This window comes from Campylobacter suis (assembly GCF_905120475.1).
Taxonomy (GTDB): domain Bacteria; phylum Campylobacterota; class Campylobacteria; order Campylobacterales; family Campylobacteraceae; genus Campylobacter_A; species Campylobacter_A suis.
Map to the genome: position 1 here is coordinate 667,970 of NZ_CAJHOE010000001.1, position 23,204 is coordinate 691,173.

26 protein-coding genes are annotated in these 23,204 nt (G+C 38.8%); 14 read left to right on the plus strand and 12 right to left on the minus strand.

Going from position 1 to position 23,204, the window contains the following annotated elements; genetic code table 11:
• Positions 1–77 precede the first annotated feature (77 nt).
• From LQV35_RS03460 to LQV35_RS03470, 3 genes are read left to right on the plus strand one after another with little or no spacing between them, the layout of a single operon-like run.
• Complete coding sequence (locus LQV35_RS03460; RefSeq protein WP_230056468.1) at positions 78–269, plus strand: hypothetical protein; 192 nt, start codon at positions 78–80, stop codon at positions 267–269.
• Positions 270–1,376, plus strand: a complete 1,107-nt coding sequence (gene rseP / locus LQV35_RS03465; RefSeq protein ID WP_230056469.1) for an RIP metalloprotease RseP — start codon at positions 270–272, stop codon at positions 1,374–1,376.
• Positions 1,377–1,379: 3 nt separating this feature from the next.
• Complete coding sequence (locus LQV35_RS03470; RefSeq protein ID WP_230056470.1) at positions 1,380–2,012, plus strand: YggS family pyridoxal phosphate-dependent enzyme; 633 nt, start codon at positions 1,380–1,382, stop codon at positions 2,010–2,012.
• Position 2,013: 1 nt separating this feature from the next.
• Here the strand turns inward: LQV35_RS03470 and LQV35_RS03475 are convergent, their stop codons facing one another.
• The 7 genes from LQV35_RS03475 to LQV35_RS03505 all read right to left on the minus strand — a co-directional run bounded on the left by LQV35_RS03475 (position 2,014) and on the right by LQV35_RS03505 (position 8,757).
• Positions 2,014–3,039: a UDP-N-acetylglucosamine--N-acetylmuramyl-(pentapeptide) pyrophosphoryl-undecaprenol N-acetylglucosamine transferase gene (locus LQV35_RS03475; RefSeq protein ID WP_230056471.1), complete on the minus strand. Its 1,026-nt coding sequence runs from the start codon at positions 3,037–3,039 to the stop codon at positions 2,014–2,016.
• Positions 3,033–4,193 carry a peptidoglycan glycosyltransferase FtsW gene (locus LQV35_RS03480; protein ID WP_230056472.1) on the minus strand — a complete coding sequence of 387 codons (1,161 nt, stop codon included), beginning with the start codon at positions 4,191–4,193 and terminating at the stop codon, positions 3,033–3,035. Before LQV35_RS03480 ends, LQV35_RS03475 begins: the two co-directional genes overlap by 7 nt.
• 53 nt (positions 4,194–4,246) lie before the next feature.
• The gene (locus LQV35_RS03485) at positions 4,247–5,311 is read right to left on the minus strand and encodes a tyrosine-type recombinase/integrase (RefSeq protein WP_230056473.1); all 1,065 of its coding nucleotides are present in this window, start codon (positions 5,309–5,311) and stop codon (positions 4,247–4,249) included.
• A gap of 58 nt (positions 5,312–5,369) precedes the next feature.
• On the minus strand, positions 5,370–6,038 hold the full coding sequence (locus tag LQV35_RS03490) for a nitroreductase (protein ID WP_230056474.1): 669 nt from the start codon (positions 6,036–6,038) through the stop codon (positions 5,370–5,372).
• 217 nt (positions 6,039–6,255) lie between these two features.
• Positions 6,256–6,753, minus strand: a complete 498-nt coding sequence (locus LQV35_RS03495) for a NapC/NirT family cytochrome c (protein WP_230056475.1) — start codon at positions 6,751–6,753, stop codon at positions 6,256–6,258.
• Between the two features lie 10 nt (positions 6,754–6,763).
• On the minus strand, positions 6,764–7,180 hold the full coding sequence (locus LQV35_RS03500) for a cytochrome c3 family protein (RefSeq protein ID WP_230056476.1): 417 nt from the start codon (positions 7,178–7,180) through the stop codon (positions 6,764–6,766).
• Positions 7,180–8,757 (minus strand): flavocytochrome c, encoded by a 1,578-nt coding sequence (locus tag LQV35_RS03505; protein ID WP_230056477.1) that lies wholly within the window; start codon positions 8,755–8,757, stop codon positions 7,180–7,182. The genes LQV35_RS03500 and LQV35_RS03505 overlap by 1 nt, the downstream gene beginning before the upstream one ends.
• A 154-nt stretch (positions 8,758–8,911) precedes the next feature.
• Between LQV35_RS03505 and LQV35_RS03510 the strand changes: the two genes are divergently transcribed.
• The 11 genes from LQV35_RS03510 to cmoA all read left to right on the plus strand — a co-directional run bounded on the left by LQV35_RS03510 (position 8,912) and on the right by cmoA (position 18,937).
• Complete coding sequence (locus LQV35_RS03510) at positions 8,912–9,814, plus strand: LysR family transcriptional regulator (RefSeq protein ID WP_230056478.1); 903 nt, start codon at positions 8,912–8,914, stop codon at positions 9,812–9,814.
• Between the two features lie 55 nt (positions 9,815–9,869).
• Positions 9,870–10,649: a glutamate racemase gene (murI, locus tag LQV35_RS03515; RefSeq protein ID WP_230056479.1), complete on the plus strand. Its 780-nt coding sequence runs from the start codon at positions 9,870–9,872 to the stop codon at positions 10,647–10,649.
• Between the two features lie 117 nt (positions 10,650–10,766).
• Positions 10,767–11,231, plus strand: a complete 465-nt coding sequence (locus LQV35_RS03520) for an RNA pyrophosphohydrolase (RefSeq protein WP_230056480.1) — start codon at positions 10,767–10,769, stop codon at positions 11,229–11,231.
• Positions 11,231–12,433, plus strand: a complete 1,203-nt coding sequence (locus LQV35_RS03525) for an aspartate kinase (protein WP_230056481.1) — start codon at positions 11,231–11,233, stop codon at positions 12,431–12,433. The genes LQV35_RS03520 and LQV35_RS03525 overlap by 1 nt, the downstream gene beginning before the upstream one ends.
• Positions 12,433–12,972, plus strand: a complete 540-nt coding sequence (locus LQV35_RS03530; RefSeq protein WP_230056482.1) for a HobA family DNA replication regulator — start codon at positions 12,433–12,435, stop codon at positions 12,970–12,972. Before LQV35_RS03525 ends, LQV35_RS03530 begins: the two co-directional genes overlap by 1 nt.
• Position 12,973: 1 nt before the next feature.
• Positions 12,974–13,594, plus strand: a complete 621-nt coding sequence (locus LQV35_RS03535) for a DNA polymerase III subunit delta' (RefSeq protein ID WP_230056483.1) — start codon at positions 12,974–12,976, stop codon at positions 13,592–13,594.
• Entirely contained in the window at positions 13,591–14,730 is a 1,140-nt protein-coding gene (folP, locus tag LQV35_RS03540) for a dihydropteroate synthase (protein WP_230056484.1), read from the plus strand. The genes LQV35_RS03535 and folP overlap by 4 nt, the downstream gene beginning before the upstream one ends.
• 36 nt (positions 14,731–14,766) lie before the next feature.
• The gene (gene ligA, locus LQV35_RS03545; RefSeq protein ID WP_230056485.1) at positions 14,767–16,713 is read left to right on the plus strand and encodes an NAD-dependent DNA ligase LigA; all 1,947 of its coding nucleotides are present in this window, start codon (positions 14,767–14,769) and stop codon (positions 16,711–16,713) included.
• Positions 16,703–17,410 (plus strand): 23S rRNA (cytidine-2'-O)-methyltransferase TlyA, encoded by a 708-nt coding sequence (tlyA, locus tag LQV35_RS03550; RefSeq protein WP_230056486.1) that lies wholly within the window; start codon positions 16,703–16,705, stop codon positions 17,408–17,410. Before ligA ends, tlyA begins: the two co-directional genes overlap by 11 nt.
• Positions 17,376–18,236 carry a bifunctional riboflavin kinase/FAD synthetase gene (locus LQV35_RS03555; protein ID WP_230056487.1) on the plus strand — a complete coding sequence of 287 codons (861 nt, stop codon included), beginning with the start codon at positions 17,376–17,378 and terminating at the stop codon, positions 18,234–18,236. The genes tlyA and LQV35_RS03555 overlap by 35 nt, the downstream gene beginning before the upstream one ends.
• The gene (gene cmoA / locus LQV35_RS03560; protein ID WP_230056488.1) at positions 18,233–18,937 is read left to right on the plus strand and encodes a carboxy-S-adenosyl-L-methionine synthase CmoA; all 705 of its coding nucleotides are present in this window, start codon (positions 18,233–18,235) and stop codon (positions 18,935–18,937) included. Before LQV35_RS03555 ends, cmoA begins: the two co-directional genes overlap by 4 nt.
• Before the next feature lie 169 nt (positions 18,938–19,106).
• Here the strand turns inward: cmoA and radA are convergent, their stop codons facing one another.
• Genes radA through LQV35_RS03585 form a run of 5 tightly spaced genes read right to left on the minus strand, consistent with a single transcriptional unit; the run spans position 19,107 to position 23,199 of the window.
• Entirely contained in the window at positions 19,107–20,447 is a 1,341-nt protein-coding gene (radA, locus tag LQV35_RS03565; protein WP_230056489.1) for a DNA repair protein RadA, read from the minus strand.
• Complete coding sequence (locus LQV35_RS03570) at positions 20,434–21,330, minus strand: DMT family transporter (RefSeq protein WP_230056490.1); 897 nt, start codon at positions 21,328–21,330, stop codon at positions 20,434–20,436. The genes radA and LQV35_RS03570 overlap by 14 nt, the downstream gene beginning before the upstream one ends.
• The gene (locus tag LQV35_RS03575; protein WP_230056491.1) at positions 21,327–21,707 is read right to left on the minus strand and encodes a VanZ family protein; all 381 of its coding nucleotides are present in this window, start codon (positions 21,705–21,707) and stop codon (positions 21,327–21,329) included. Before LQV35_RS03575 ends, LQV35_RS03570 begins: the two co-directional genes overlap by 4 nt.
• A complete protein-coding gene (ftsY, locus tag LQV35_RS03580; RefSeq protein WP_230056492.1) occupies positions 21,704–22,570 on the minus strand; it encodes a signal recognition particle-docking protein FtsY in 867 nt (288 codons plus the stop codon). Before ftsY ends, LQV35_RS03575 begins: the two co-directional genes overlap by 4 nt.
• A complete protein-coding gene (locus LQV35_RS03585) occupies positions 22,570–23,199 on the minus strand; it encodes a TlpA family protein disulfide reductase (RefSeq protein ID WP_230056493.1) in 630 nt (209 codons plus the stop codon). The genes ftsY and LQV35_RS03585 overlap by 1 nt, the downstream gene beginning before the upstream one ends.
• Positions 23,200–23,204 lie beyond the last annotated feature (5 nt).

Genomic DNA, 23,204 nt, shown 5'->3' on the forward strand with positions numbered 1-23,204 from the left:
AGCATATATGACTAAATTTATGAAAAATTTGGTGAAAATTTGATAAATTTATCTAAAAATTTTAAGGGATATAAAAAATGAATGATTTTTTTGATAGTTTAAAAGAGATAAAAAAAGAGCTTGTAAAAGAGCAGGGCGATGAAAAAAAGCCAACAAAACCGACACAAAAAGATAGCATAAGCAAAGAGGAGGTTGTTGCAAAAAAAGAGCAACAGCTAGCACAGGAGTTTTTAAGCTATATAAAACATAGCGATGTTAGAAAATTTTAGATGAAAAGCTTGTTTTTTTTAGTATTACTGGTGCTTGGTGGGCTTTATTTTTACTCGTGGTATTTTTTTGTTACTATTTTTGTGCTTTCATTTTTGGTATTTTTCCATGAACTAGGACATTTTTTGGTGGCAAGAGCACTTGGGGTTTGCGTGCATACTTTTAGTATCGGCTTTGGAGAAAAACTACTTAAAAAGCGTATCGGGGCAACAGAGTACGCCATATCGGCTATACCTCTTGGTGGTTATGTTCAATTAAAAGGACAAGATGATACAGATCCAAAAAACAAAAACCTAGATCCAGATAGCTACAACTCACTAAGTCCGCTTGGGCGTATAGCCATACTATTTGCAGGACCAGCGTTTAACTTTATTTTGGCATTTTTTATATTTATCATGCTTGGGTATATGGGAGTTGAAAAGCTTGCACCAACTGTTGGAAATGTGGTTGATGGCTCGGCTGCCATGGATGCCAAGATGCAAAAAATGGATAAAATTTTAGCCATAAATGATGTAGAAATAACCGAATGGGAAGACATTAAAAAAAATGTTACTACCGAGCAAATGAGTATAAGTATAGACAGAAATGGAACACTCATGCAAATTTTACTCACGCCAAGGATTAGTGAGACGAAGAGTGTTTTTGGTGAGAGTGAACGGCGTGCACTCATAGGCATTGTCCCTAGTGGCGATGCCATAAAGCTTAGTTATGATGGGCTTGATGCTGTTTCGTACGCATTTGATGAGACTATAAAAGCATCAAAGCTTATATTTTTAGGTATCGGCAAGCTCATAGAAGGCGTAGTGCCTATAAAAGAGGTGGGTGGTATCGTTCAGATAACTGATATAACGACAAAAGCTGCAAAGAGCGATTTTGCGGTTCTTTTAATCATCACAGCTTTGCTTTCGGTAAATCTTGGAGTACTAAATTTACTCCCGATACCAGCTCTTGATGGAGGCCATATTTTGTTTAATCTCTATGAGCTAGTATTTAGACGAGAGGTAAGCGAAAAAGTTTTTGTATGGCTTACTTACGCGGGCTGGGCGATATTATTATCTCTTATGATACTAGCAACCTTTAATGATATAAATAGACTAATGCAAGGTTAAAAAATGATAGTTTTATCCAAACTTTTAGATGAAATTTATAGTATAAATCCACAAGCTAGGCTCATTGCTGTTAGTAAAAATGTAACTAGCAAAGAGGTTTTAGAGCTTTTTAGTCAAGGGCAGATAGAATACGGCGAAAACAGGGTTCAAGAGCTTGCCAAAAAGCAGAGTGAGCTTAAAGATTTAGGGCTAAAATGGCACATGATAGGCAGACTTCAAAGCAACAAAATAAACCAGCTCATAGCCCTAAAGCCAACTCTTTGGCAAAGCTGCGATAGTTTTGAAAAGGCACTAGAGGTTGATAAGAGGCTAAATTTTAAGCTTGATACATTGCTTCAGATAAACTCAGCAAACGAAGATAGTAAGCAGGGTGTTTTGGAGGGTGTTGCAAAAGAAATTTATCTTAAAATCAATGAGCAGTGCAGTAATATAAATTTAGTTGGAGTCATGAGTATCGGCTCACATAGCGATGACTGGCGCGAAGTTACCAAAAGCTTTGAGACAACATACAAAATTTATAAAAGTCTAGAAAAAGACGGCGCAAAGATATGCTCTATGGGTATGAGCTCAGATTACGAGCTTGCGCTAAAGTCTGGCTCAAATATGCTTCGCATAGGCTCAATGCTTTATATATAACTTACAAGGTAGATAAAATTTCTCTTATGATATCACTCGTTTTATCTTTGCTAAGAACTTGCATAAGCCCTTTGCTAACACGATTTATCTCATAGTTTTGTATAAGCTTTAAAATTTCATCCACATCAGCCTCACCATCTTTTTGTAATGAAATTTGGCATAAATTTCTATCAAGTAAAAATTTAGCATTATGAAACTGATGGTTGCCAGCTGCGTGAGGATATGGCACAAAGATACAAGGCAGAGCATTTGCGCTAAGCTCCCAAAGCGAGCTAGCACCAGCACGGCTTATACAAAGATCTGCGTCATACATCTTTTTTTCTATCTCTGAACTAAAGTCAAAAAGCTCAAGCTCACTCTCCTTAAAGCCTATATTTTTATACTCTAGCCTTAAATTTTCAAGTGAGTTTTTACCACATTGATGTATGATCTTTATCTGTTTTTCTTTTAAAGTTGTGGCTAGCTTAATGGCTAGTTCATTTATAGCTTTTGCCCCCTGTGAGCCACCTAAAAAAAGTATGGTTTTAAGCTCCACTCTCTCTTTTTGTCTATCAAAAAATTTATTACCAACAGGATATGCCCAAAATGGTTTTTCATAAGAGCTATAAAAGCCCTTAGCAAATGGTCGCAAGAGCTCATTTAGCCTGCCTATCTTTGCATTTTGTTCGTGTATAAAAAGAGGAATTTTACAAAATAAAGCAGCTAGTGCTGCCGGTGCAGCCGAATATCCACCAACGCTAATGACCGCTTTTACGCCGTTTTGTCTAAAAATTTCACGGCATTTTAAGGCTGACTTTATGATATTAAAAAGGCTAAAAATTTTAGCCAGACCTTGCTTATTTACAACTCCAGAGCTTTGTAAAAAGTAGCGTGCGGCAAAATTTTCATCATTTTCAAACCACATTTTATCCTGTCCGCTAGTTGAACCTATAAAGATACAAGATCTATTTAGTTCATTAAGTTGCTTACAAAATGAGCGAGCTATCGCCAAATGTCCACCAGTTCCCCCGCCAGTTATCACTACCATATCTTTGCCTTTTTGCTTATCATCAAAACCATACCAACGGCAATGCATGTCGCCAAAACAGAGCTACCGCCATAGCTTAAAAATGGCACCGCTATACCCTTTATCGGCGTAATAGAGGTAATACCGTAACTATTTATGATAAATGAAAATGAAAATACAAGTCCTACTCCAAGGGTAAAAAGATGATAGACTTTATTTTCACTTCTTCCTGAAATTCTAAAAATTCTAAACAGTACCGCAATAAAAATTCCAACTACACCAAATATACCCAAAAGACCTATCTCTTCGGTAATACCAGCTATAACAAAGTCTGTATGAACTTCACTTAAAAAGCCAAGTTTAAAGGTTCCAGCACCAAGCCCTTGACCAAAAAGCCCGCCATGATTTATAGCATTTAGTGAGTTTGAAATTTGCCACGGCTCATCAGCATTTTCAACTCTTAGCGTCGCAAAACTCTCAGGCAAAACGCTTAAGACTATATCCTGAACGCCCACCCACCAGGACTTGATACGATTTATCCTGTGTTCACTATTTATGATAATGATCGTTCCCACACAAAGCACAAAGCTTACACCAACCATAAAAATTTTAAGGCTAGTTCCTGCAAAAAGTGCCATCATGATAAAAGTAGCTGCCAAAACAACAACTTGACCAAGGTCATTTTGCATAACAGCGATAAGATAGACGATTAGCAAAAACAGTAAAATATATGGGAAAAGTATAGCCAAATCCTCTTGCATTGTCCGTTTTTTTTCATCTATTTTTCTTGTAAAGCTCCATGCTAAAAAGTAGACAAAGCCTATTTTAAAAAACTCAACTGGCGCAAGCGAAAAACCAGGCAGTCGTATCCAGCGACGCGCACCACCCGACTCTGTCACAAATGAAGCTGGTAAAAAGTGCATAGCACCCATTAAAATAAGACAAGAAAAAAACAGACCAAAGCCGATAAATTTCAGTGCCTTATCTGGATTAAGCTGAGAAAGTCCCCACATAAGGCAAACACCAATAGCTACAACAATGGACTGTCTTATAAAAAAATGATACTCTTCATAGTGAAAAAAGCGCACAGTATAAACCGACAAAGATAGCGAAAATATCGCACTTATGCCAAGCAAACAAACGCAAAGGTAAAAAAGTTTTCTATCTGTATACAAACTTGCTCCAAATTTAAAGGAATAATTTTAGTCAAAAAAGCCTTATAAAGCTTTTAACTCTCGCTCAAATCCTCAGCCACCTGCGCTGCTAGCTTTAGCTTTTCGTTATCAAAGTGCGTGTAAATTCGGCTTGTGTTAAGGCTAGCGTGACCTAGGGCTTCTTGAACTAAAACAAGGTCTTTTTGCTTTTTATAAAGCATAGTCGCAAAGGTGTGGCGTAGCATGTGAGCGCCGTTTTTTTCCTTTCTTATGCCTGCGCGAAACAAAATTTGCTCGACTATTCGGCTTACATAAGCTTGAGTTAGCCTCTCGCCCTTGCGATTTACGAACAAATATCCCTCTTTGTTGATGAAATTTATAGCGATGGCGTCAAGGTGGTGCTCGATTAGATGGCGTTTTATCATAACGATTCTGTATTTGTTACCTTTGCCTCTTATGCGGATGATGTAAAGCTCACCCTCTTTATTTATGTCTTTTCGCTTTAAATTTAGCGCTTCACTTACGCGAATGCCTGTGAAAATGATGATTTTTATGATTAGCTTGTTGCGATTTTCGTTGCTTTTAAACTCGGCCTCATCAATGCCGTTTAGAAATTTCTTTACCTCTTCTTCGCTCATAAACTCAGGCAGTTTTTGCCCTCTTGTCCCGCTTACTCCACCCCAGTTTTTAAGCTCTATGTCAAAGACATGCGCCTTGCCATCCTCTTCGTTTTGCTTGTCTAAAAATGAGAAGAAATTTATGGCGGCGATTCGGTAGTTTTTTTTACTCGCATCACTTAGCCCGCCAGTCGTGCTAGCAAGCACTTCGCTGATAAACTCCTCATCAATTTGCTTTAAGCTAAGAAGCTCGTAAAAGCAGATGGTCTCATAAATTTTTTTAAGCGGATTAAAGTAGGTGTTTATCCCAGTTAGCCCAGCGTTTCGTGCCTTTTTGACAAGCCCGTCAAGCTCATCTATGTTTTTTATCTCTTTGTTTAGCGCGAAATTTACACTTGCAAGGGTTTGAGGGTTGCGAAGTTCTTTGTTTGAGAGTGAGCTTAGTTTAAACTTAACATAACGAGCGAGCCAAAATAGCAAGGACGCCTTAAAGTCCTGCTTGCAATCGAGCTTAAATTTCACTTTTTTGCCTTTAAATTTTTACTCGATTATAGCATATTTTGGCTCTTTAAATTAAAACTTACTCGTGAAAGGTTACACTTTCGCTTAGCGACACCCTTTGTGTGCGGTTTTTATTGACATTTGCGTCCCAGTTTGGATAGCCAAAAGATATGCCAAAGAGCAACTTTAGCTCATCACTTACTCCAAGCTCTTTTCTGATGGTATCGGCAAACATCGCAAAGATAAGTTGCGGTATGCTACCATATCCACGAGCCGTGCATGAGAGCATAAAATTTTGAGCATACATACCCATATCGGCTGCGACATTGACATTATCGGCGATGCTAGGCATAAACAAAAACGCAGCGTGTGGTGCTCCGTAAAACTCTAAATTTAACGGTACCATTCTAGCTCTACCTGCCTTATCCTCTCTAGCCACGCCAAAGCCGTCATAAATTAACTTATATAGGGCTCTCATGCGAGTTTCAAGAGCGGGTGGAAATAGTGACTGATCGTAAGGAAAGTCGCTTTTTATCTCACCTTTTGCCCATTTATCTTTTAAAATTTCTTTTAACTCTTTTGCTTTCTGTCCTGAAACCACATGCGTTATCCAAGGCTGTGTATTTGTAGCGGACGGCGCCCACTGCGCATCAAGTAAAATTTCATTTATCTCATCTTTGCTAAGTGGCTTATCTAAAAAGTCCCTTATAGACTGACGAGATCTTACTGTAGTTTGAAAATCTAGCATTTTGCTCCTTTAAATTAATTTTTTTCAACGATAAGGTAATTTTTTATATAAGTCAAATAACATAAAGTATATAATAGCATAACTAAAAGTTATAAAAATTTATAAAAAAATGAGTGAAATTTTGGGTTTATGCTAATTTGCAAAAACCCAAAATTTGTATTATTTTTGTTTTTTATCTTGATACATTTGCTCCCACTCATCCCAGCTATTTGCAGTCTTATGTTGTTGCTCGACTAGCATTTTGCCAAGTTCGTAGTGTCCGACATTTTGGTGACAGCTCGTGCATTTTTGAAATTTCACGAGTTGCGTTTGCCTCGCTAGTTTTTACTATGCCTTCATGACACCTTAGACACGAACTATCAAAGGTATAATTTGCCCTTGCGTTTGCTCTGTTTGCTATCCAGTCTTTTTTACTAGGATCGCCTGTTAGCGTTGTGAAGCCCTCAGCCACGCCGTTTTTAGCCTTTGTTATGAGATAGTTTGCAAGATTATCATGCGGTAAGTGACAGTCAGTGCATTTTACACTTATTCCCTTTGTGTTTGAGGCTCCATGTATTGGGTCAGCTAGATTTGTCTGAGCTATCGCTCCGTCCCATGCGTGGCACGAGCCACAAAATGGATACTCGCCTGTTGCTACGACTATCTTATGCCCTGCAAATACGCAAAATAAAGTAACAACGCAGGTTATGGATACGATTTTGATTAAATTTTTCATTTTACCCTCCTTACTTTACGATTAGCGATTTTAGGCTATCTTGCGTATGACAACGCACGCACATATTAACAGTTGGTTTGTGAGTGCTGTGGCAGGTATCGCAGTCAAGCGACTCGTAGTGCGGGTTTGCGTGGATATTATCCGTATGACCTAAAACGCCCGTTCTTTCGGCTAGTTTTTCATAGCTTACGTGACACTGCATACATGATGCATTCATTGCTGATGAGTAGTCTTTTTGATCGTTTTCTTTGTGACAGTCTTTACAATCAAGACCTAGTTTTTGGTGTATGCCTTGTAGCGGGAAGCTCTCTTTGCTAAAATTTTTAGTCACTTCGCCCTTTGAGTTTCTTAACACATCCATCAGACTCGTATCATAAGCAAAAAGAGATAGCGTTAAAAATGATATTAAAGCTAGAAATTTTCTCATCACACACTCCTTCTTTTTTCGTTAAAGACTTTGGCTAGTTTTAAACCAGCTTGGCGACCAAAGACTATGCACTCAAGCACTGAGTTTGAGCCAAGGCGATTATAGCCGTGTCTGCCACCCGTTAGCTCACCACACGCGTATAGTTTTGGTATGAGTTGCATGTCGTTGTTATACACTTCGCAATCAACCGTAGTCTTGACCCCACCCATGCAGTGATGCACCTTTGGCCCAGGGCGAACGGCAAAAAACGGCGGTTTTTCTAGTTTTATGTATTTGCCTTTGTAGTGAGAGAAATTTTTACCAAACTCAGGGTCGCGGTAGTTCTCATCTTTAGATGCCGCTTCTACATATGAGTTATAGCGTTTTAACTGCTCTAAAAACGGCTCTTTGTTGATATTATAGTGCGTTATTAGCTCATCCATCGTATCAAACTGCTTTATCGCTCCCACGCTTAGACCGCGTTGAAAGTCGTGTATATCAACAGTCTTTGTGCCTTCTATATCCATGATAAGCACGGGGTGATTTTTACCGCCTTCATTCATAGCCCAGATGGCATCTGATGAAATTTTACGATCAGCTATCTCATTTACAAAGCGAAGTCCAGTTTTTGGATTTACCATCATTCCATAAGTATATCCACGCATCATCCAGCGATACGCAAAGCCAAAAAACGACTCATCAGCAGATGTTACGTGAAAACGCTGAATGTAGTCCATATCGATAAATTTTATCTCATCAGCTAGTAGTTTTTTAACTGTATATGCGTTTGCGCCGGCGTGATTTGTGCTAAATACATCAGCCGTTAAGGCTGGGTCAAATTTTTGTCTAAACTCCACATCAGCTGCCCAGCCACCTGTGGCTAAGACAAGTCCGCCGTGGCATTTGTAGTATCTTACTTGACCGCTTTTGTTATCTTCTTCTTTGGCGTTTGTATCAAAGTTAAACTCATATTTTTCACGCACTTTTATACCTACAACTTCGCCTTGATCGCCGTAAATAATATCATCCATTATCACGCGAGTTTCGATCTTTCCGCCACGCTCTCTTATCCTTTGCTGAAGCGGTATAGTTATGTAGCTACCAACGCCAACAGAGTGTGAGCGAGGGTGAGTGTGTCCGCCATCTCTTATTACCCATTTTATTTTAACGCCGTTTTGCACTAACCAATCAAGCAATTCAGGACCCTTATAGACCATCGTTTTTACGATATCGGGATCGTTTAGATTGTGTCCGCTTTTTAGAGTATCTTCTATATGAAGCTCAGGGTCATCTTTTATGCCATCACGCTCTTGCATTTTTGTGCCTGCAACCGCCATAGAACCGGCACTATAAGCTGAGTTTCCACCAAGATATGGCATTTTTTCTATCATTATGACATTATTTACACCCTCTTCAAGCATAGATAGCATAGCCGCACTTCCAGCAAAACCGCTACCGACAATGATAGCGTCAAACTCTTTGTCCCATTTTTTAACTTCAATTGCGTTTGTTTTTGCAGATGATAAGGTCGGCACACTTAGCACAGCAGAGCAACAGGCAAGGGTTTTTAGGGATTTTCTCCTTGATGCATCAAACATCACTTTCTCCTTTTTTAAGCATTTTATCTTTAAACAAAAAAAGTAATTTTTTCCTTTTAAAAATAATTGTGCGAATAATAAAATATTTTTTAATATAAGTCAAATATTATAAAGTGTATAATAGCATAACTAAAAGTTATAAAAAGGAGCAAAAATGAGCCTAAGACATATGCAAATAGCCGTAAGTATCGCAGAGTTTAAAAGCTTTACAAAGGCGGCTGAAAAACTTGGTGTTTCACAGCCATCTCTTTCAAAAAGTGTATCGCTTTTAGAAAGTGAGCTAGAAACTGAGCTTTTTGATAGAAAAAATGGGCTAAGCCTTACTTACGCGGGTGAGATTTATATCTCAAAGGCTAAAAATTTACTAAGGCTAAATAGCGAACTAAACAGCGAGATAAAAAATTTATCATCGCTTAAAAAGGGCAAGATAAGCATAGGTGTCACAACGCTTAGCTTTAAATTTATCGAAAAACAGCTACCATCATTTTACGCAAGATTTGCAAATGCAGACATTAAAATCATACACGCACAAACCGACATCGAGCTTTTGCAAATGCTTAAAGATGGCGTTATAGACGCTGCGTATGCGGTGCATTTTGAAAGCATAAAAGATAGTGAGCTAGAGTATGAGTTAGTGGCTAAACACGCCCCTTTACTAGCCGTCCCTTCAACTCATATCGCGGTTTCAAAAATCGCCGCAAACTCAAATGAAAAATATCCAAAGTGTGATTTGGGCGAGTTTAGAGATGATAAATTTGCCATAGGCTCTGATAATGTCAGGCTTAAAACTGGCTTTGAGCAGATATTTGCAAAGGCTGGGTTTAAGCCAAAACTAGCTTGTGCAACGACTGATATAAATTTAGCCATGTCGATGGCTGGTTCTAGTATTTGCGTGGCGTTTGGATTTAGTGAGTGCGTGAGTGAAGAGCAGAGGGATTTTATCAGCTTTTTTGATGTGATAGATGATGAAAATTTCAATCTAAGCTTTTCAGTCGTGTATAAAAAATCTTCAAAACTTATAAAGGAATTTATAAAATTGCTTAAAAATAGTGAGTGAAAGGCGAGAAATTTTGTATAATTTTGCTTTTAAATGGTTTTAAAATGGATGGATTATGAAGATTGGATTTTTTGACTCGGGCATTGGTGGTCTAAGCGTGATGAATGAGGCTATAAGGCAGCTTAGCGGGAATGAGTTTTTATTTTTTGCGGATAAGAAAAATGTCCCTTATGGCACAAAAACGAAAGATGAAGTTATAAATTTTAGTATCGAGGCGGTTTCGTTTTTGATAGATCTTGGTGCAAAGGCGGTGGTTGTGGCGTGCAACACAGCAACAAGTGCTGCAATCGTAGAGCTTAGAGCAAAATTTAGCGTGCCGATAATCGGCATGGAGCCAGCCGTAAAGCGCGCTGTAAGCTTAAAAGATGGTAAAAAAACTTTAGTTATTGCCACGCCCATCACGATAGCAGGGCAAAAGCTTCACGAGCTATTAGTTCGTACAAATGCAAGCGAGGTGGCGGACTTGCTCGCACTGCCTAGGCTTGTTGAGTTTGCTGAAAGTTACGAGTTTGAGAGCCGGCGAGTGCGGGAGTATTTAAAGAGCGAGTTAGCTAAATTTGATCTTAGCGAGTATGGCTCGCTTGTGCTAGGCTGCACGCATTTTAACTACTTTAAAGATACTTTGCGAGAAATTTTAGCACCGCAAACAAAGATACTTGATGGGATTGATGGCACGATAAAACGCCTTAAAAGCGAGAGCGGGGCGGTGAGCTTAGCTGATAAGAGTAGCAAAGTAGAGTACTTTTACTCAAAGCAAAAGGTAAACCAAAGAAAGGAGCTTGATAGGCTTGCTATGTATCTTAAAAGGCTTGATGTTATGAGAGAGATTGAGTGATGGGTAAAAATGTAAAATTATCTATCAAGACTTTGTTGTTTAAAAATTTTAGTGACGATTTAAACGCTATATAATGTAGTTTTAGTTAAAATCTAGCAAAAATTTATAGGTTTTAGAATGGATAAAAAGTACAGACCCAATGTAGCTGCTATAATTTTATCATCTAAATATCCATTTAAATGCGAAATTTTTGTTGCAAATAGATGTGACTTGGATGGAGTTTGGCAGTTTCCACAAGGTGGGATAGATGATGGAGAAAGCCCTAAAGAGGCTTTGCTTCGTGAGTTAAAAGAGGAGATAGGGACGGATAAGATTGAGTTTTTAGCCGAGTATCCAGAGTGGCTTAGTTATGATTTTCCAAATACAGCTAGTGTAAAAATGTATCCATTTGATGGGCAGACGCAGAAGTATTTTTTGGTTAGATTAAAACCAGACGCAAAGATAAATTTAGAGTGCAAACATCCTGAATTTAGCGAGTATAAATTTCTAAGTTATAAGGGGATTTTTGAAGAGATAAATCACTTCAAAAGACCGATATATACGAAAGTTTTGAGTTATTTTAAAGAGAAAGGGTATTTTTAATGCTAATAGTTCAGAAATTTGGCGGAACAAGCGTCGGAACGCTTGAACGCATAGAAGCAGTAGCCCAGCGTGTCATTGAGACTAAAAACACAGGAGCAGATGTTGTAGTAGTTGTTTCGGCAATGAGTGGCGTAACAAATCAACTTGTCGAATACGGCGAGCACTTTAGCAAGCAGCCAAATGGTGTTGCTATGGACATGTTGCTTAGCTCTGGAGAGCAAGTAACGACAGCGATACTAACGATAGCATTAAACGCGAAAGGTTATGAGTGTGTAGGCTTAACAGGAGCTATGGCTGGCATTATAACCGATGACATACACACAAAAGCACGAATTGAAAAGATAAATACAAGCCGTATTAAAAGCGAACTAAAAGCTGGCAAGATAGTAGTGGTAGCAGGTTTTCAGGGTATAGATGAAAAAGGTGATATAACAACACTTGGACGCGGTGGAAGCGACCTAAGCGCAGTTGCTTTAGCTGGAGCTCTTGATGCTGACTTATGCGAAATTTTTACAGATGTTGATGGAGTTTATACCACAGATCCGCGTATCGAGCCAAAGGCTAAAAAACTTGATGTCATAAGTTATGACGAGATGCTTGAGCTTGCAAGCTCTGGCGCAAAAGTATTGCAAAATCGCTCGGTAGAAATGGCAAAAAAACTAAATGTAAAACTAGTTACAAGAAGTAGCTTTAATCATAACGAAGGAACACTTATAGCAAATGAGGAGGATTATATGGAAGCAGTTTTGGTAAGCGGTATAGCTTTGGATAAAAATCAAGCAAGAGTTACACTGCGAGGCGTGGTTGATAAGCCAGGTATTGCGGCGGAAATTTTTAGTGCGCTTGCTAGTAAAAATATCAATGTTGATATGATTATCCAAAATGTAGGGCATGACGGAACTACAAATTTAGGCTTTACTGTGCCACAAAACGAGCTTGAGATCGCCAAAGAAACTATGCAAAAACTATCAGCAGCAAAACATGTTGAGTATGATGACGCAATAGTTAAAGTTTCAGTTGTTGGTGTGGGTATGAAAAGTCATAGCGGTGTTGCTTGTACCGCATTTGAAACACTTGCGAAAGAGGGTATAAATATCCAAATGATATCAACAAGTGAGATAAAAATTTCAGTCGTAGTTGATCAAAAATACGGCGAGCTTGCCGTTCGCGTCCTACACGAAGCATATAAGCTAGATAAATAATGCAAGACTTCGTAAAATGGAGCAATGACGCCATCGTTAAAGAGGGCATGAGTGCTTTTATGCAAAATTTCCGTATTGAGTGGATAGCGCTACTTGGCTCTAGGCTAAAATACTTGCTTGAGGGACGAGTTTTTATAGTTATTACCGATGATGAACGCGCATGGTTTGAAGGTTATTTGCTTAAAAAGATAAACCGCTCAGGCGCGCGCCCACTTTTGCCATTTGTAAGCCTAAAAGCACTTTATCCTGGACTTGATGAGATAAACTCAAGTGAGCAAATTTCACTACTTGAGGACATGCTAAGCCTTACATTTCCGAATGGATATGTCTATTTTTATATCGGCAAAAACATTGATAAACGAGCAAATATCGCCAAAAATAGCGAAGATAGCTACATGTGGCTATTTGACGAGCAAACCCATAACTCCATATGCCTAAATTCAAATGATGAAAATTTAGACATAAAACTCATGCAGCTCTTAAAGCTTTTTGATAAAAGCATCGATGCAGTTCTTTTAAATCAGGCAAGCCTAGTCTAGCATGCAAAGCAAAATAGTCATCACAAATGATTTTGACGCACTTAAAAACAGCCTTGAGACCGAATTTGGCATAAATAACCTGCGTTTTTTCATAAGTGAGGACTTCTTGCTTGAAAATGCTCATGAGATAGTAAAAGAGGCATATATCGCCGAAAGTAGCGAAAAGCTCTTGGTTGTAATGGCTAAAAACTACCGCATAGAAGCCCAAAACTCACTGCTTAAAATTATCGAAGAACCGCCAAGAAATGTATCATTTTTAATCGCAGCTACAAGTAAAAATTTACTCTTGCAAACTATACGCTCGCGTATGATTTGTCAAAATTTACTAAAAACAAAGCCTAGACCGCCTCTTGATATAAATTTGGCTCAGCTTGATATAGCTGAAATTTATAACTTTTTAGCTCGCATTGAAAATGATGAAAGATCGGATAAAATTGGTAAAAATGAGCTAAAAGAGCTGATCTCAAACATTATCGTCAAGGCTCTTGAACTTGGATTTAAATTTAGCCAAGATGAGCTTGAGTATTTTTACTCGTTAGTGCGATTAGCCGAACTTAACGCAAAGTCGCCACAGCTTCTTACACCTTTACTTTTAGTGATACTTCAAAAAGGACGACCTTGAAATTTTATAAAATCAATGTAAATAGTGATTTTAACGCCATTTGTGAGCAGATAATGCCAAGTTTGGCTGGCGTTGGCTTGATGTCAAAAAAAGCAAACCTAAATTTCATATATATCTCAGATATCCGCTCACCAGCAGCAAATATCTTAAAACAAGATGCACTTAGCGTGGGTGCTGAGCTAGTGTGTCATAAAGATACGATTTTTGGAAGAGAGCTAAACTCGCAAGCGCTTTTAATAGGCACAAATGCGCATTTTGAAGCTCTGGCTAAAAAGGAAAAGCTTCAAGATTTTGGACTTAAAGGCTTGGCAAATTTTTTAAGTGTTAAATTTTTAAAGCCCAAAAAGCCTCAAATCATGGGTGTGTTAAATTTTAACCAAGATAGCTTTAACGAAAACAGCCGCGCGGATACAAAAAGTGGTATCAAGCGCATAGAAGATATGATAGAGCAAGGTGCTAGCTACATTGACATTGGCGGGGTTAGCTCGCGCCCTGGGAGTGAGTACTGTGGGCGCGATGAGGAGTTTGTGCGCATAAAAGATATCGTGGCTGAAATTTATAAGCAAAATTTGCATGAAAAGGCAAAATTTAGCCTTGATAGCTTTGATGAGTATTGCCTTGAATATGCGCTAAATCATGGCTTTAAAATGATAAATGACATAACTGCAAACACCAGCCTTGCAAAGCTTGCACTAAAATATGAGTGCGAATACTGCCTAATGCATATGCAAAATGATCCAAAAACTATGCAAAACGCACCGCATTATGATGATCTAATCGGCGAGATAGATGAGTTTTTCGCGCAAAAAATAGATGAAATTTTAGCCATAGGCACAAATCGGATCACCCTTGATGTAGGTATCGGCTTTGGCAAGACTGCGGAGCAAAATTTGCTTCTCATTAAGCATTTGGAACATTTTTTGCACTTTGGCTATCCGCTTTTGGTTGGTGCAAGTCGCAAGTCGGTCATAAATTTTTATCATCCAAGCGAGGTTAAAGACAGGCTTGCTGGCTCACTTTATCTGCATTTAAAGGCTTACGAAAACGGTGCAACCATCATCAGAACCCATGATGTGCGTGAGCATAAACAGCTTTTTGATATGCACGCAGCTATGAATGGCGCAAATATCTGGTAAATTTTATGATAAAAGCCAGCTAAAAACGGAGATATGATGACAAAAAAAGAGTATGAAAGCGCGGTTGAGCTGTTAAATGAATGGGCGAGGGCGTATTACGAGCTTGACGCTCCCATAGCTAGTGATGAGGAGTATGATGAACTTTATCATAAAGTATTAGAATTTGAAAGTATTAATCCAAATGAAACTTCTGTCTTTACACCTACAAGGCGCGTTGGTGGTGCAGTTAGTGAAGGTTTTAAAAAGGCACAGCATATAGAGCGCATGTGGTCGATGGAAGATATTTTTGACGCTGATGAGCTTTTGGCTTGGTTAAAACGGGGCGATAAAACTCAACAAAAATTTATCCTACAACCAAAATTTGATGGGGCTAGTTTAAATTTACTTTATGAAAATGGCAGTTTAGTGCGAGCCATAACAAGAGGGGACGGCATAACTGGCGAAGATGTAACAAATAACGCAAGGGTTATAGCGGGCATTCCTTTTAAGATAGCTTATGAGGGTAGGATAGAAATTCGCGGAGAGGTCGTTATAGCAAAGGATGATTTTGAAGCGATAAATGAGATAAACTTAAAAAACGGCGAAAAACTGCTTTCAAACCCTAGAAATGCAGCCTCTGGAAGCCTTAGGCAGCTTGATAGTAAAGTTACTGCTAGCAGAAGACTTCAGTTTCGTCCTTGGGGCTTTGGAGCTCAAAATTTGGGATTAAAGAGCTATAAAAAGGTGATGGAGTTTATCTACTCGCTAGGGTTTTTTAAAGAGGAGTTTTTCAAAGAAATTTTAGGCTTTGAAAGCTTGCAAAATGAATACAACAAACTATTATCTATCCGCGATAAAAAGCCTTTTATGATGGATGGGCTTGTGGTGCGTGTGGATGATTTAGAGTTTTCACAAGAGCTTGGATATACTGAGAAATTTCCAAAATTTATGGTAGCTTATAAATTTCCAGCCCTTGAAAAAACAACACGCCTGCTTGATGTTACTTTGCAAGTTGGAAGAAGTGGCGTTGTAACGCCTGTTGGGGTGCTAGAGCCAGTAAATATCGATGGAGCTATGATAAAATCAGCAACCTTACATAACTTTGACGAGATAGAGCGACTTGGAGTTATGAAAAATGACTTTATCAGTATTATTCGTTCAGGCGATGTCATACCAAAGATAACTGGCGTTTTTAAAGAGCGTAGAGATGGTAGCGAGATAGCGATAGAGCGACCGCAGTTTTGCCCTGAGTGTGGGTCACATTTGCTTGATGAAGGGGTTTTTGTAAAGTGTCAAAATTTAGAATGCAGGGCCAGAATTTTAGGCTCATTAATACACTATGCTTCAAAAAAATGCCTAAATATCGATGGACTAGGAGAGGCGATAGTAACGCTATTATATGAAAAAGGCTTGATTAGTAAAATTTCAGATATTTATTCATTAAAATTTGAAGATTTGATAACTCTCGAGGGATTTAAAGAAAAAAAGGTACAAAATTTACTAGACGCGATTAATGCAAGTAAGGGCACAGACCTTGCAAGATTTATAGCGGGGCTTGGGTGCGAGCATATCGGCGAAGTAGCAGCCAAGAAAATCGCACAAGCATATGGTCTAAACTGGGCAAAAGCCAGCTTTGAAGAGATACTAGCCCTTGATGGCTTTGGCAAGGAGATGGCGCTTAGTTTTGTTGAATTTGCCGATGTAAATTCTCATGCCATTGCTGAGCTTATGGATATAGTTAAGCCTACTTTTAATCAAAAACAGATAACCAAAAACATTTTTAGCACAAAAACCATTGTAATAACTGGAACACTAAGCAGATCACGCGATGAGTTTAAGGCTGAGCTTGAAAGTTACGGCGCAAAAGTATCAGGTTCTGTATCTAAAAAAACTGACTTTGTTCTAGCTGGAAGTGAGGCTGGAAGTAAGCTTGAAAAAGCAAAAGAGCTTGGTGTGAGAGTGATAGATGAGGCCGAGTATGAGAGGCTAAAAAATGAGGTTTGATCTATATGCTGCAAGCAAGCTAAATATCAGCCGAAACAAGGCTAGTGAGCTTATAAAAGGCGGTAAAATCGCACTTGATGGCGAAATTTGTGAACGAGTTAGCCTTGAAGTGGATGGCGGCGAAATTAGCCTTCTTGATGAAATTTATGTTGGTCGTGGAGCATTAAAACTAAAGAGCTTTTTAAATAAAAATAGCTTTGAAATTTCAGGGACAAACGCCCTTGACATAGGTAGCTCAACTGGCGGATTTATGCAAATTTTACTAGCAAATGGCGTAAAAAGCGTGGTTGGAGTCGATGTAGGAAGCGACCAGCTAGATACTGGCTTAAGAACTGACGCTAGGGTAGAGATCTTTGAAAATTGCGACATTAGAAACTATAAAAATGAGAAAAAATTTGATCTAATAACCTGCGATGTAAGCTTTATATCGGTTATTGAAATTTTACCAGCCATAAATGAAAAGGCTAACCAAAACGCACTTATCATCATACTTTTTAAGCCACAATTTGAAGTCGGAAAAGATGTAAAACGCAATAAAAAAGGTATTGTCAGTGATAAAAATGCTATTATTCAGGCTCAAAAAAAATTTGAGTTAGCAGCAGCCAAGCTTGGATGGATCTTAAATCAAACACAAGAGTGCGAGATAAAAGGAAAGGAAGGAAATGCCGAATTTTTCTACGCTTTTAACAAAGCATAATATTACAGCTGTTGCGATAGGGCATTTTGATGGTGTGCACAGGGGGCATAAGCAACTTTTATCAAGGCTAGGTGAGTATGGCGGGCTTGTTGTTATAGACAAAAACAAAGCAAATATCACTCCAAAACTAAAACGAGCAGAATACTCTAGTTACCCATGCTTTTTGTATGAATTTGAGAGCATAAAAGATTTAAGCGGAGAGGAATTTATAGCACTTTTAAAGCGTGACTTTGTAAATTTAAAGCGTATAGTTGTTGGTTTTGACTTTCGTTTTGGACGAAATAGAGCTTGGGATAAGCACGACTTGGTGCGTATATTTGATGCTGAAGTGATTGTTGTAGATGAGTATTGTTTTAATGGCATGGGCGTACATAGCTCAACCATCAGAGAGTATATTAAAAACGGTGAGATAGCCGCCGCAAACGCTCTTTTAGGGCGTGAATACTCAATTGAGGGCGAGGTTGTAAAAGGGCAGGGCATAGGCGCAAAAGAGCTTTTTCCTACCCTAAATTTAGAGATAAAAACCTATCTTTTGCCACACTCTGGGGTATACGCCACTCGCACACGCATAGGCAACAAAACCTATGGCTCAGTGACATTTATTGGAAACAGGGTTAGTACAGATGGCGCATTTAGCGTAGAAACGCACATCATCGGCGAACAAATACCACCAACTGCCGAGCGTATCGCGGTTTGCTTTGTAAAAGCTTTGCGTAAAAATCAAAAATTTAACAGCCTTTTTGAATTAAAAGAACAAATACAAAAAGATATAGACCAAGCAAGCCAGTATTGCGGTGTTTGCGAGCTATTTTTAGGAAAAAAATGAGAGATGAAATTTTTAAAGAGCCGATAAAAAAGCAGTTTGAGTTTGATGCATCTGTGGCTAGTGTCTTTGATGATATGATAGGTCGCAGTGTGCCGTTTTATGATGTTAATGTAAAACTAGTAAGTCAAATTTTAGCAAAAAGTTTGACTAAAAATGCCCGTGTGATAGACCTTGGCTGTTCGACCGCAACTAGCTTGCTAGCACTTTTTGCACTCAGAAATGACCTTGAACTTTTTGGTGTGGATAACTCAGAGGCTATGCTGGCAAATGCGAAAGCAAAGGGTGCTGCGTTTGGTGCAAAGCTAAATTTAGAGCTTGCAGATGTGCTTGAGTATGAGCTTAGCGGGTTTGATACAATTTTGTTAAACTATACTTTGCAATTTATTAGACCGATTTGCAGGGCTAAGTTTGTAAGAAAAATTTATAATGGGCTAAATGACGATGGAGTTTTTGTATTTAGCGAAAAGATCATTTATGAAAACAAAACACTTGCAAAAAATATGATAGAAATTTATGAAGACTATAAGGCTGAGCAGGGCTATTCGCGCTATGAGATAGCTCAAAAACGCGAGGCTCTTGAAAATGTTTTAATACCTTACACCGAAGATGAAAATAAAACTTTAGTGCTTGAGGCTGGTTTTAGAGAGGTGCAAAGCTTGTTTAAGTGGGGAAATTTTATGAGCTTTATAGCGTTTAAATAATTTCTAGCTTCAAGCTTAAAAGAAAAAATCTAAATACAATTTTAGTGTAAAAATACAAAATCAAGCATAAAATTTATAGCACAGCTTTACCACTTTATCAATATAAACAACATTCTAGATGAGATGAGACAGCTTGCAAGGCTTGGATAGGTAAATTCCAAAGCATTGCTTACATCCACTCCAAAACCTGGCTTATCTCTTTCGCAAAAAAACACTTCACACCTTGTGCATCAAGCGGTTTTGATGGCACGATGGCGTTTTTAAATTTCTGCGTTTTTGCCTCTTTTAGACGCTGATCAAGGTTAAAGACATCGCGAATTTCACCATTTAAACTAAGCTCACCGATGAAAACACTCTCCTTACTGATAGGGCGGTTGCGAAAGCTTGAGATGATGGCGGCGATTACTGCTAGATCAGCGGCTGTTTCGCTGATCTTTACCCCGCCCGAGACATTTATAAATACATCATAATGCCCCAGCGGAAGCTCAAGTTTGCGCTCAAGCAAGGCCAAAAGCATATCAAGACGATTTTTTTCAAAGCCGGTACTGCTTCGTTTTGGATAGGCACTTTCACAAACTAGGGCTTGTATTTCCACGCTTATGGCGCGCGAGCCTTCCATTATGATGGTTATGGCTGAGCCGCTTACTGCGTTTCCTCGCGTAAAAAATTTGCTTGAGATTTCAGTGGCGCTCGCAAGTCCTTTCTTCGTCATCTCAAAAATGCCAACCTCGCTGGTTGAGCCAAAGCGGTTTTTAAACCCACGAAGCAGGCGAAGCTCACGGCTAGCGTCTCCCTCAAAGTAAAGCACCACATCGACCATATGCTCAAGCACTCTAGGACCTGCGATCGCGCCTTCTTTTGTGATGTGACCGATGATAAAAACGCAGATGTCATTATCCTTTGCTAGTCTCATGAGCTCAAATGTTATCTCTCTTACTTGCGTTATCGAGCCCGGCGCAGAGGTTATTTTTTCGCTGTAAAGCGTTTGGATCGAGTCGATGATAAGCACCTTGTATTCGCTTTTTTTAACCTCCGCGACTATGCTTTCAAGGCAAATTTCAGTTAGCAAAAAGAGGTTTTCATCCACGGCATCAAGCCTATCGGCGCGCATTTTTATCTGGCTTGCACTCTCCTCGCCGCTCACATAAAGCGTTTTTTTGCCATCCCTTGCTAAATTTGAGCCGATTTTTAGCAAAAGCGTTGATTTGCCTATGCCAGGACTGCCCCCGATTAACACGAGCGAACCCTCTACGACGCCACCGCCAAGTACCAAGTCAAGCTCTTTATCTTTTGTGCTAAAGCGATTTATCTGTTCGATTTGTACCTTGTCAATGCTCGTAGCCTTGCTTGGTGTGTGTGAAATTTTTGCTAGCTCTTCGCTTGCCTTTATCTGAGTGGAATTTAGCTCGATAAAACTATCCCAAGCACCGCAGTTTGGGCATTTGCCTACCCATTTGCTTTGCTGATTACCGCAAGCTTGACATTCAAAAACACTCTTAATTTTTGCCATTTTTATCCTTTTTACTTTTTAGCGAGCCCAGATATATCGCTAACATCGTGATAAACGCCCCAGCCCACTGCCACGCATTTATATCTTTATCTAGCAAGAACGCATCTATGAAAAGCGCTGCTATTGGCTCTGAGAGCAAAAGTAGCCCCGTAAGACTTAGCGAGAGTAGTGGAACGCAGTAAGCTATCATACCCCACGCCACGCACTGCATAACAGACGCATATGTAAAAGTAAGCAAAATTTCGTTCACATCCTTTGGGAAAAAATTTGCACCATTTAAAAGTATACTTGGCACCAAAAGTGCGCTAGCACCGCCAACTCCAATATAAAACATGAGAGTAATAATATGCGCATTTTCGCTTTCACTAGCCTTCTTTACGCTAATCATAGAAAGAGCTAAAAGTAGTCCAGAAAGTATCCCGCTAATAAATCCCCATCCAGCATGCAAATTTGAATTAAACTCAGGCAAAGCTATCAAAAATACACCAAAACTAGCCAACACTAGTGCAAATATGCCAAATTTACTAAGCCTTTCGCCAAAGAAAAACAAGCCAATAAATGTAAGCCAAAAAATTTGCAAGCTATTTAAAAGTGTCGAAATTCCAGGACCTACAGCGTAAATACTCTCATGCCAAAGAGAAAGATCAATGCCTAAAAAAGCTCCTGATAATACGGCATAAAGTTTGGCTTTTTTGCTTTTTAACAAAGGTAGTTTTAAGGCTTTTGTGAGCACAAAAAATATACCTCCAGCTATAAATAGCCGCCAAAAAGCAATAGCAAACGCACCAACACTAATACTTGCAACTATAATACTGCCAAGCCCAAAAAGAACACAGCCTATAACTAGTGCGAAACTAGCCTCGTTTGTATTAAGTTGTCTCAAGGCTGCCAACTTTTATGAGATGATAAAAAATTTGCAAAAATTTGTCTTAAAACCCAAAAAGCAAGTACCCCAAAAAAGATTCCTATAATATCGGCAAATATGTCAAGCAGGCTAAAATAGCGGTTAGGAAGCATAGACTGAACTAACTCTATCTGCACTCCAAAGGCAAGTAATACACAAAATTTTACATAAAATTTTGCAAACAATCCACTTCGCCAACCAAGTGAAAGCAAAACATAAAGTGTAGAAAATGCTAAAAAGTGATTTGCTTTATCCCAATAATTTTCTATTACAGGGATACTTCTTGATGTGGTTGCCAAAAATTCAATCGCAAAAAGACAGATAAAAAACAAAAATCTAGCAAATTTTACTCTCACGCAAATATCGCATCCATAAGCTGATCTAAAAACTCATCTGGGTCAAATTTAACAAGATCGTCCATACTCTCGCCCACACCTATGTAAAGTATAGGAAGCTCTAGCTCTCGTGCCACGCCAAAGAGTGCTCCGCCTTTGACAGTGCCATCAAGCTTGGTTATGATGACACCATTTAACTCCACCATCTCATTAAATGCCTTTGCTTGCGCGACAGCGGCATTGCCTTGAGTGCCATCAAGAACCAAGATCTTTCTATGAGGAGCTTTAGCGTATGCTTTTTGAGATATTCTTACTATCTTGCTTAGTTCATTTGCCAAATTTGTCTGATTTTGCAGTCTACCAGCTGTATCTAGGATAACCCTATCTATGCCCTTTGCAAGGGCTGAGCTTATCGTATCAAACGCTACTGCTGAGGGGTCGTGGCCTTGTTGTGTTAGCACGATAGGCACGCCAACTTTTTCACTCCAAAGTCTAAGCTGCTCTATCGCACCTGCTCGAAATGTATCGCAAGCCCCTAAAATAACGCTTTTTGAGCTTTTTTTATACAAATTTGCAAGCTTTGCTATAGTGGTCGTCTTGCCAGTGCCATTTACGCCAAGGATCAGATCAACAAAGGGCTTATCATCAGCCACTGAGCGATCTTTTTCATAGATAAAGTAGCTACTCATCACACGGCGCAAATCATCGCGTTTTACTTCATCTTGTGGCGGTAAATAATAAATAATCTCTTCTATAATTTCATAAGCCACATCGGCTTCTAAAAGCATCTCTTCAAGCTCGCTTTTTGTTACAATCTTACTTGTTTTTACGCTATTTATAGCGCTAAAAGTTTTTGCAAAACCTTTTTTTATAAAGTCAAACATCAGTTAATCGCCTTTGAAATTTCACTTTCTAGCATCTCTTCAGGAACTAGTCCAACATAGCCATCGTGAAAGTCTCCATTTGTTTTAAAAAGCACTGAGGCAGGAAGTCCAGTAATGCCCCCGACAGCCTTTTCTAGGATAAAATTTTCCTTTCCAACCGCAACATCATACTTTATGTTATTTTTCTTAGCAAATTCTTTTATCTGCTCAACACTCTTATCTTCAAGCAAGATAGCAACGATATTTAAATCTTTTCTAAATTTCTCAGCCAAGTTATTTAGATGTGGGATTTCAGCCCTACAAGGTGGACACCATGTTGCCCAAAATACAAAAAGCGTTGCTTTCTTTTGCTCACGATCAATATCAAGCCCATAGTCATCTCTGATTTTAAATTTAAACTCACCACCGTCTATCAAACTAAGTGCTATTTGTTTATCATAAACAGCTTTTTTTTCTGGTTTTTTTTCAGTGGTTTTTACTTCAGTTGTCTCGTTTTTTTCTATATTTTTAGTTAAATTTTGCTCTGTATTGCTTGACTGTGTTTTAATCTCTTTACTCTCTTCTTTACTTTCGCAACCCAAAAGTAAAAAAACAGCTAAAAATGCTATAATCTTGTGTTTAAGTTTCATAAAAA

What these genes read in the sequence shown, in the direction of transcription:
- LQV35_RS03460 (WP_230056468.1), top strand. Translation starts at nt 78, where the DNA reads ATGAATGATTTTTTTGATAGTTTAAAAGAGATAAAAAAAGAGCTTGTA.
- rseP (WP_230056469.1), top strand. Translation starts at nt 270, where the DNA reads ATGAAAAGCTTGTTTTTTTTAGTATTACTGGTGCTTGGTGGGCTTTAT.
- LQV35_RS03470 (WP_230056470.1), top strand. Translation starts at nt 1,380, where the DNA reads ATGATAGTTTTATCCAAACTTTTAGATGAAATTTATAGTATAAATCCA.
- LQV35_RS03475 (WP_230056471.1), bottom strand. Translation starts at nt 3,039, where the DNA reads ATGGTAGTGATAACTGGCGGGGGAACTGGTGGACATTTGGCGATAGCT.
- LQV35_RS03490 (WP_230056474.1), bottom strand. Translation starts at nt 6,038, where the DNA reads ATGCTAGATTTTCAAACTACAGTAAGATCTCGTCAGTCTATAAGGGAC.
- LQV35_RS03495 (WP_230056475.1), bottom strand. Translation starts at nt 6,753, where the DNA reads ATGAAAAATTTAATCAAAATCGTATCCATAACCTGCGTTGTTACTTTA.
- LQV35_RS03500 (WP_230056476.1), bottom strand. Translation starts at nt 7,180, where the DNA reads ATGAGAAAATTTCTAGCTTTAATATCATTTTTAACGCTATCTCTTTTT.
- LQV35_RS03505 (WP_230056477.1), bottom strand. Translation starts at nt 8,757, where the DNA reads ATGTTTGATGCATCAAGGAGAAAATCCCTAAAAACCCTTGCCTGTTGC.
- LQV35_RS03510 (WP_230056478.1), top strand. Translation starts at nt 8,912, where the DNA reads ATGAGCCTAAGACATATGCAAATAGCCGTAAGTATCGCAGAGTTTAAA.
- murI (WP_230056479.1), top strand. Translation starts at nt 9,870, where the DNA reads ATGAAGATTGGATTTTTTGACTCGGGCATTGGTGGTCTAAGCGTGATG.
- LQV35_RS03520 (WP_230056480.1), top strand. Translation starts at nt 10,767, where the DNA reads ATGGATAAAAAGTACAGACCCAATGTAGCTGCTATAATTTTATCATCT.
- LQV35_RS03525 (WP_230056481.1), top strand. Translation starts at nt 11,231, where the DNA reads ATGCTAATAGTTCAGAAATTTGGCGGAACAAGCGTCGGAACGCTTGAA.
- LQV35_RS03530 (WP_230056482.1), top strand. Translation starts at nt 12,433, where the DNA reads ATGCAAGACTTCGTAAAATGGAGCAATGACGCCATCGTTAAAGAGGGC.
- LQV35_RS03535 (WP_230056483.1), top strand. Translation starts at nt 12,974, where the DNA reads ATGCAAAGCAAAATAGTCATCACAAATGATTTTGACGCACTTAAAAAC.
- ligA (WP_230056485.1), top strand. Translation starts at nt 14,767, where the DNA reads ATGACAAAAAAAGAGTATGAAAGCGCGGTTGAGCTGTTAAATGAATGG.
- tlyA (WP_230056486.1), top strand. Translation starts at nt 16,703, where the DNA reads ATGAGGTTTGATCTATATGCTGCAAGCAAGCTAAATATCAGCCGAAAC.
- LQV35_RS03555 (WP_230056487.1), top strand. Translation starts at nt 17,376, where the DNA reads ATGCCGAATTTTTCTACGCTTTTAACAAAGCATAATATTACAGCTGTT.
- cmoA (WP_230056488.1), top strand. Translation starts at nt 18,233, where the DNA reads ATGAGAGATGAAATTTTTAAAGAGCCGATAAAAAAGCAGTTTGAGTTT.
- radA (WP_230056489.1), bottom strand. Translation starts at nt 20,447, where the DNA reads ATGGCAAAAATTAAGAGTGTTTTTGAATGTCAAGCTTGCGGTAATCAG.
- ftsY (WP_230056492.1), bottom strand. Translation starts at nt 22,570, where the DNA reads ATGTTTGACTTTATAAAAAAAGGTTTTGCAAAAACTTTTAGCGCTATA.
- LQV35_RS03585 (WP_230056493.1), bottom strand. Translation starts at nt 23,199, where the DNA reads ATGAAACTTAAACACAAGATTATAGCATTTTTAGCTGTTTTTTTACTT.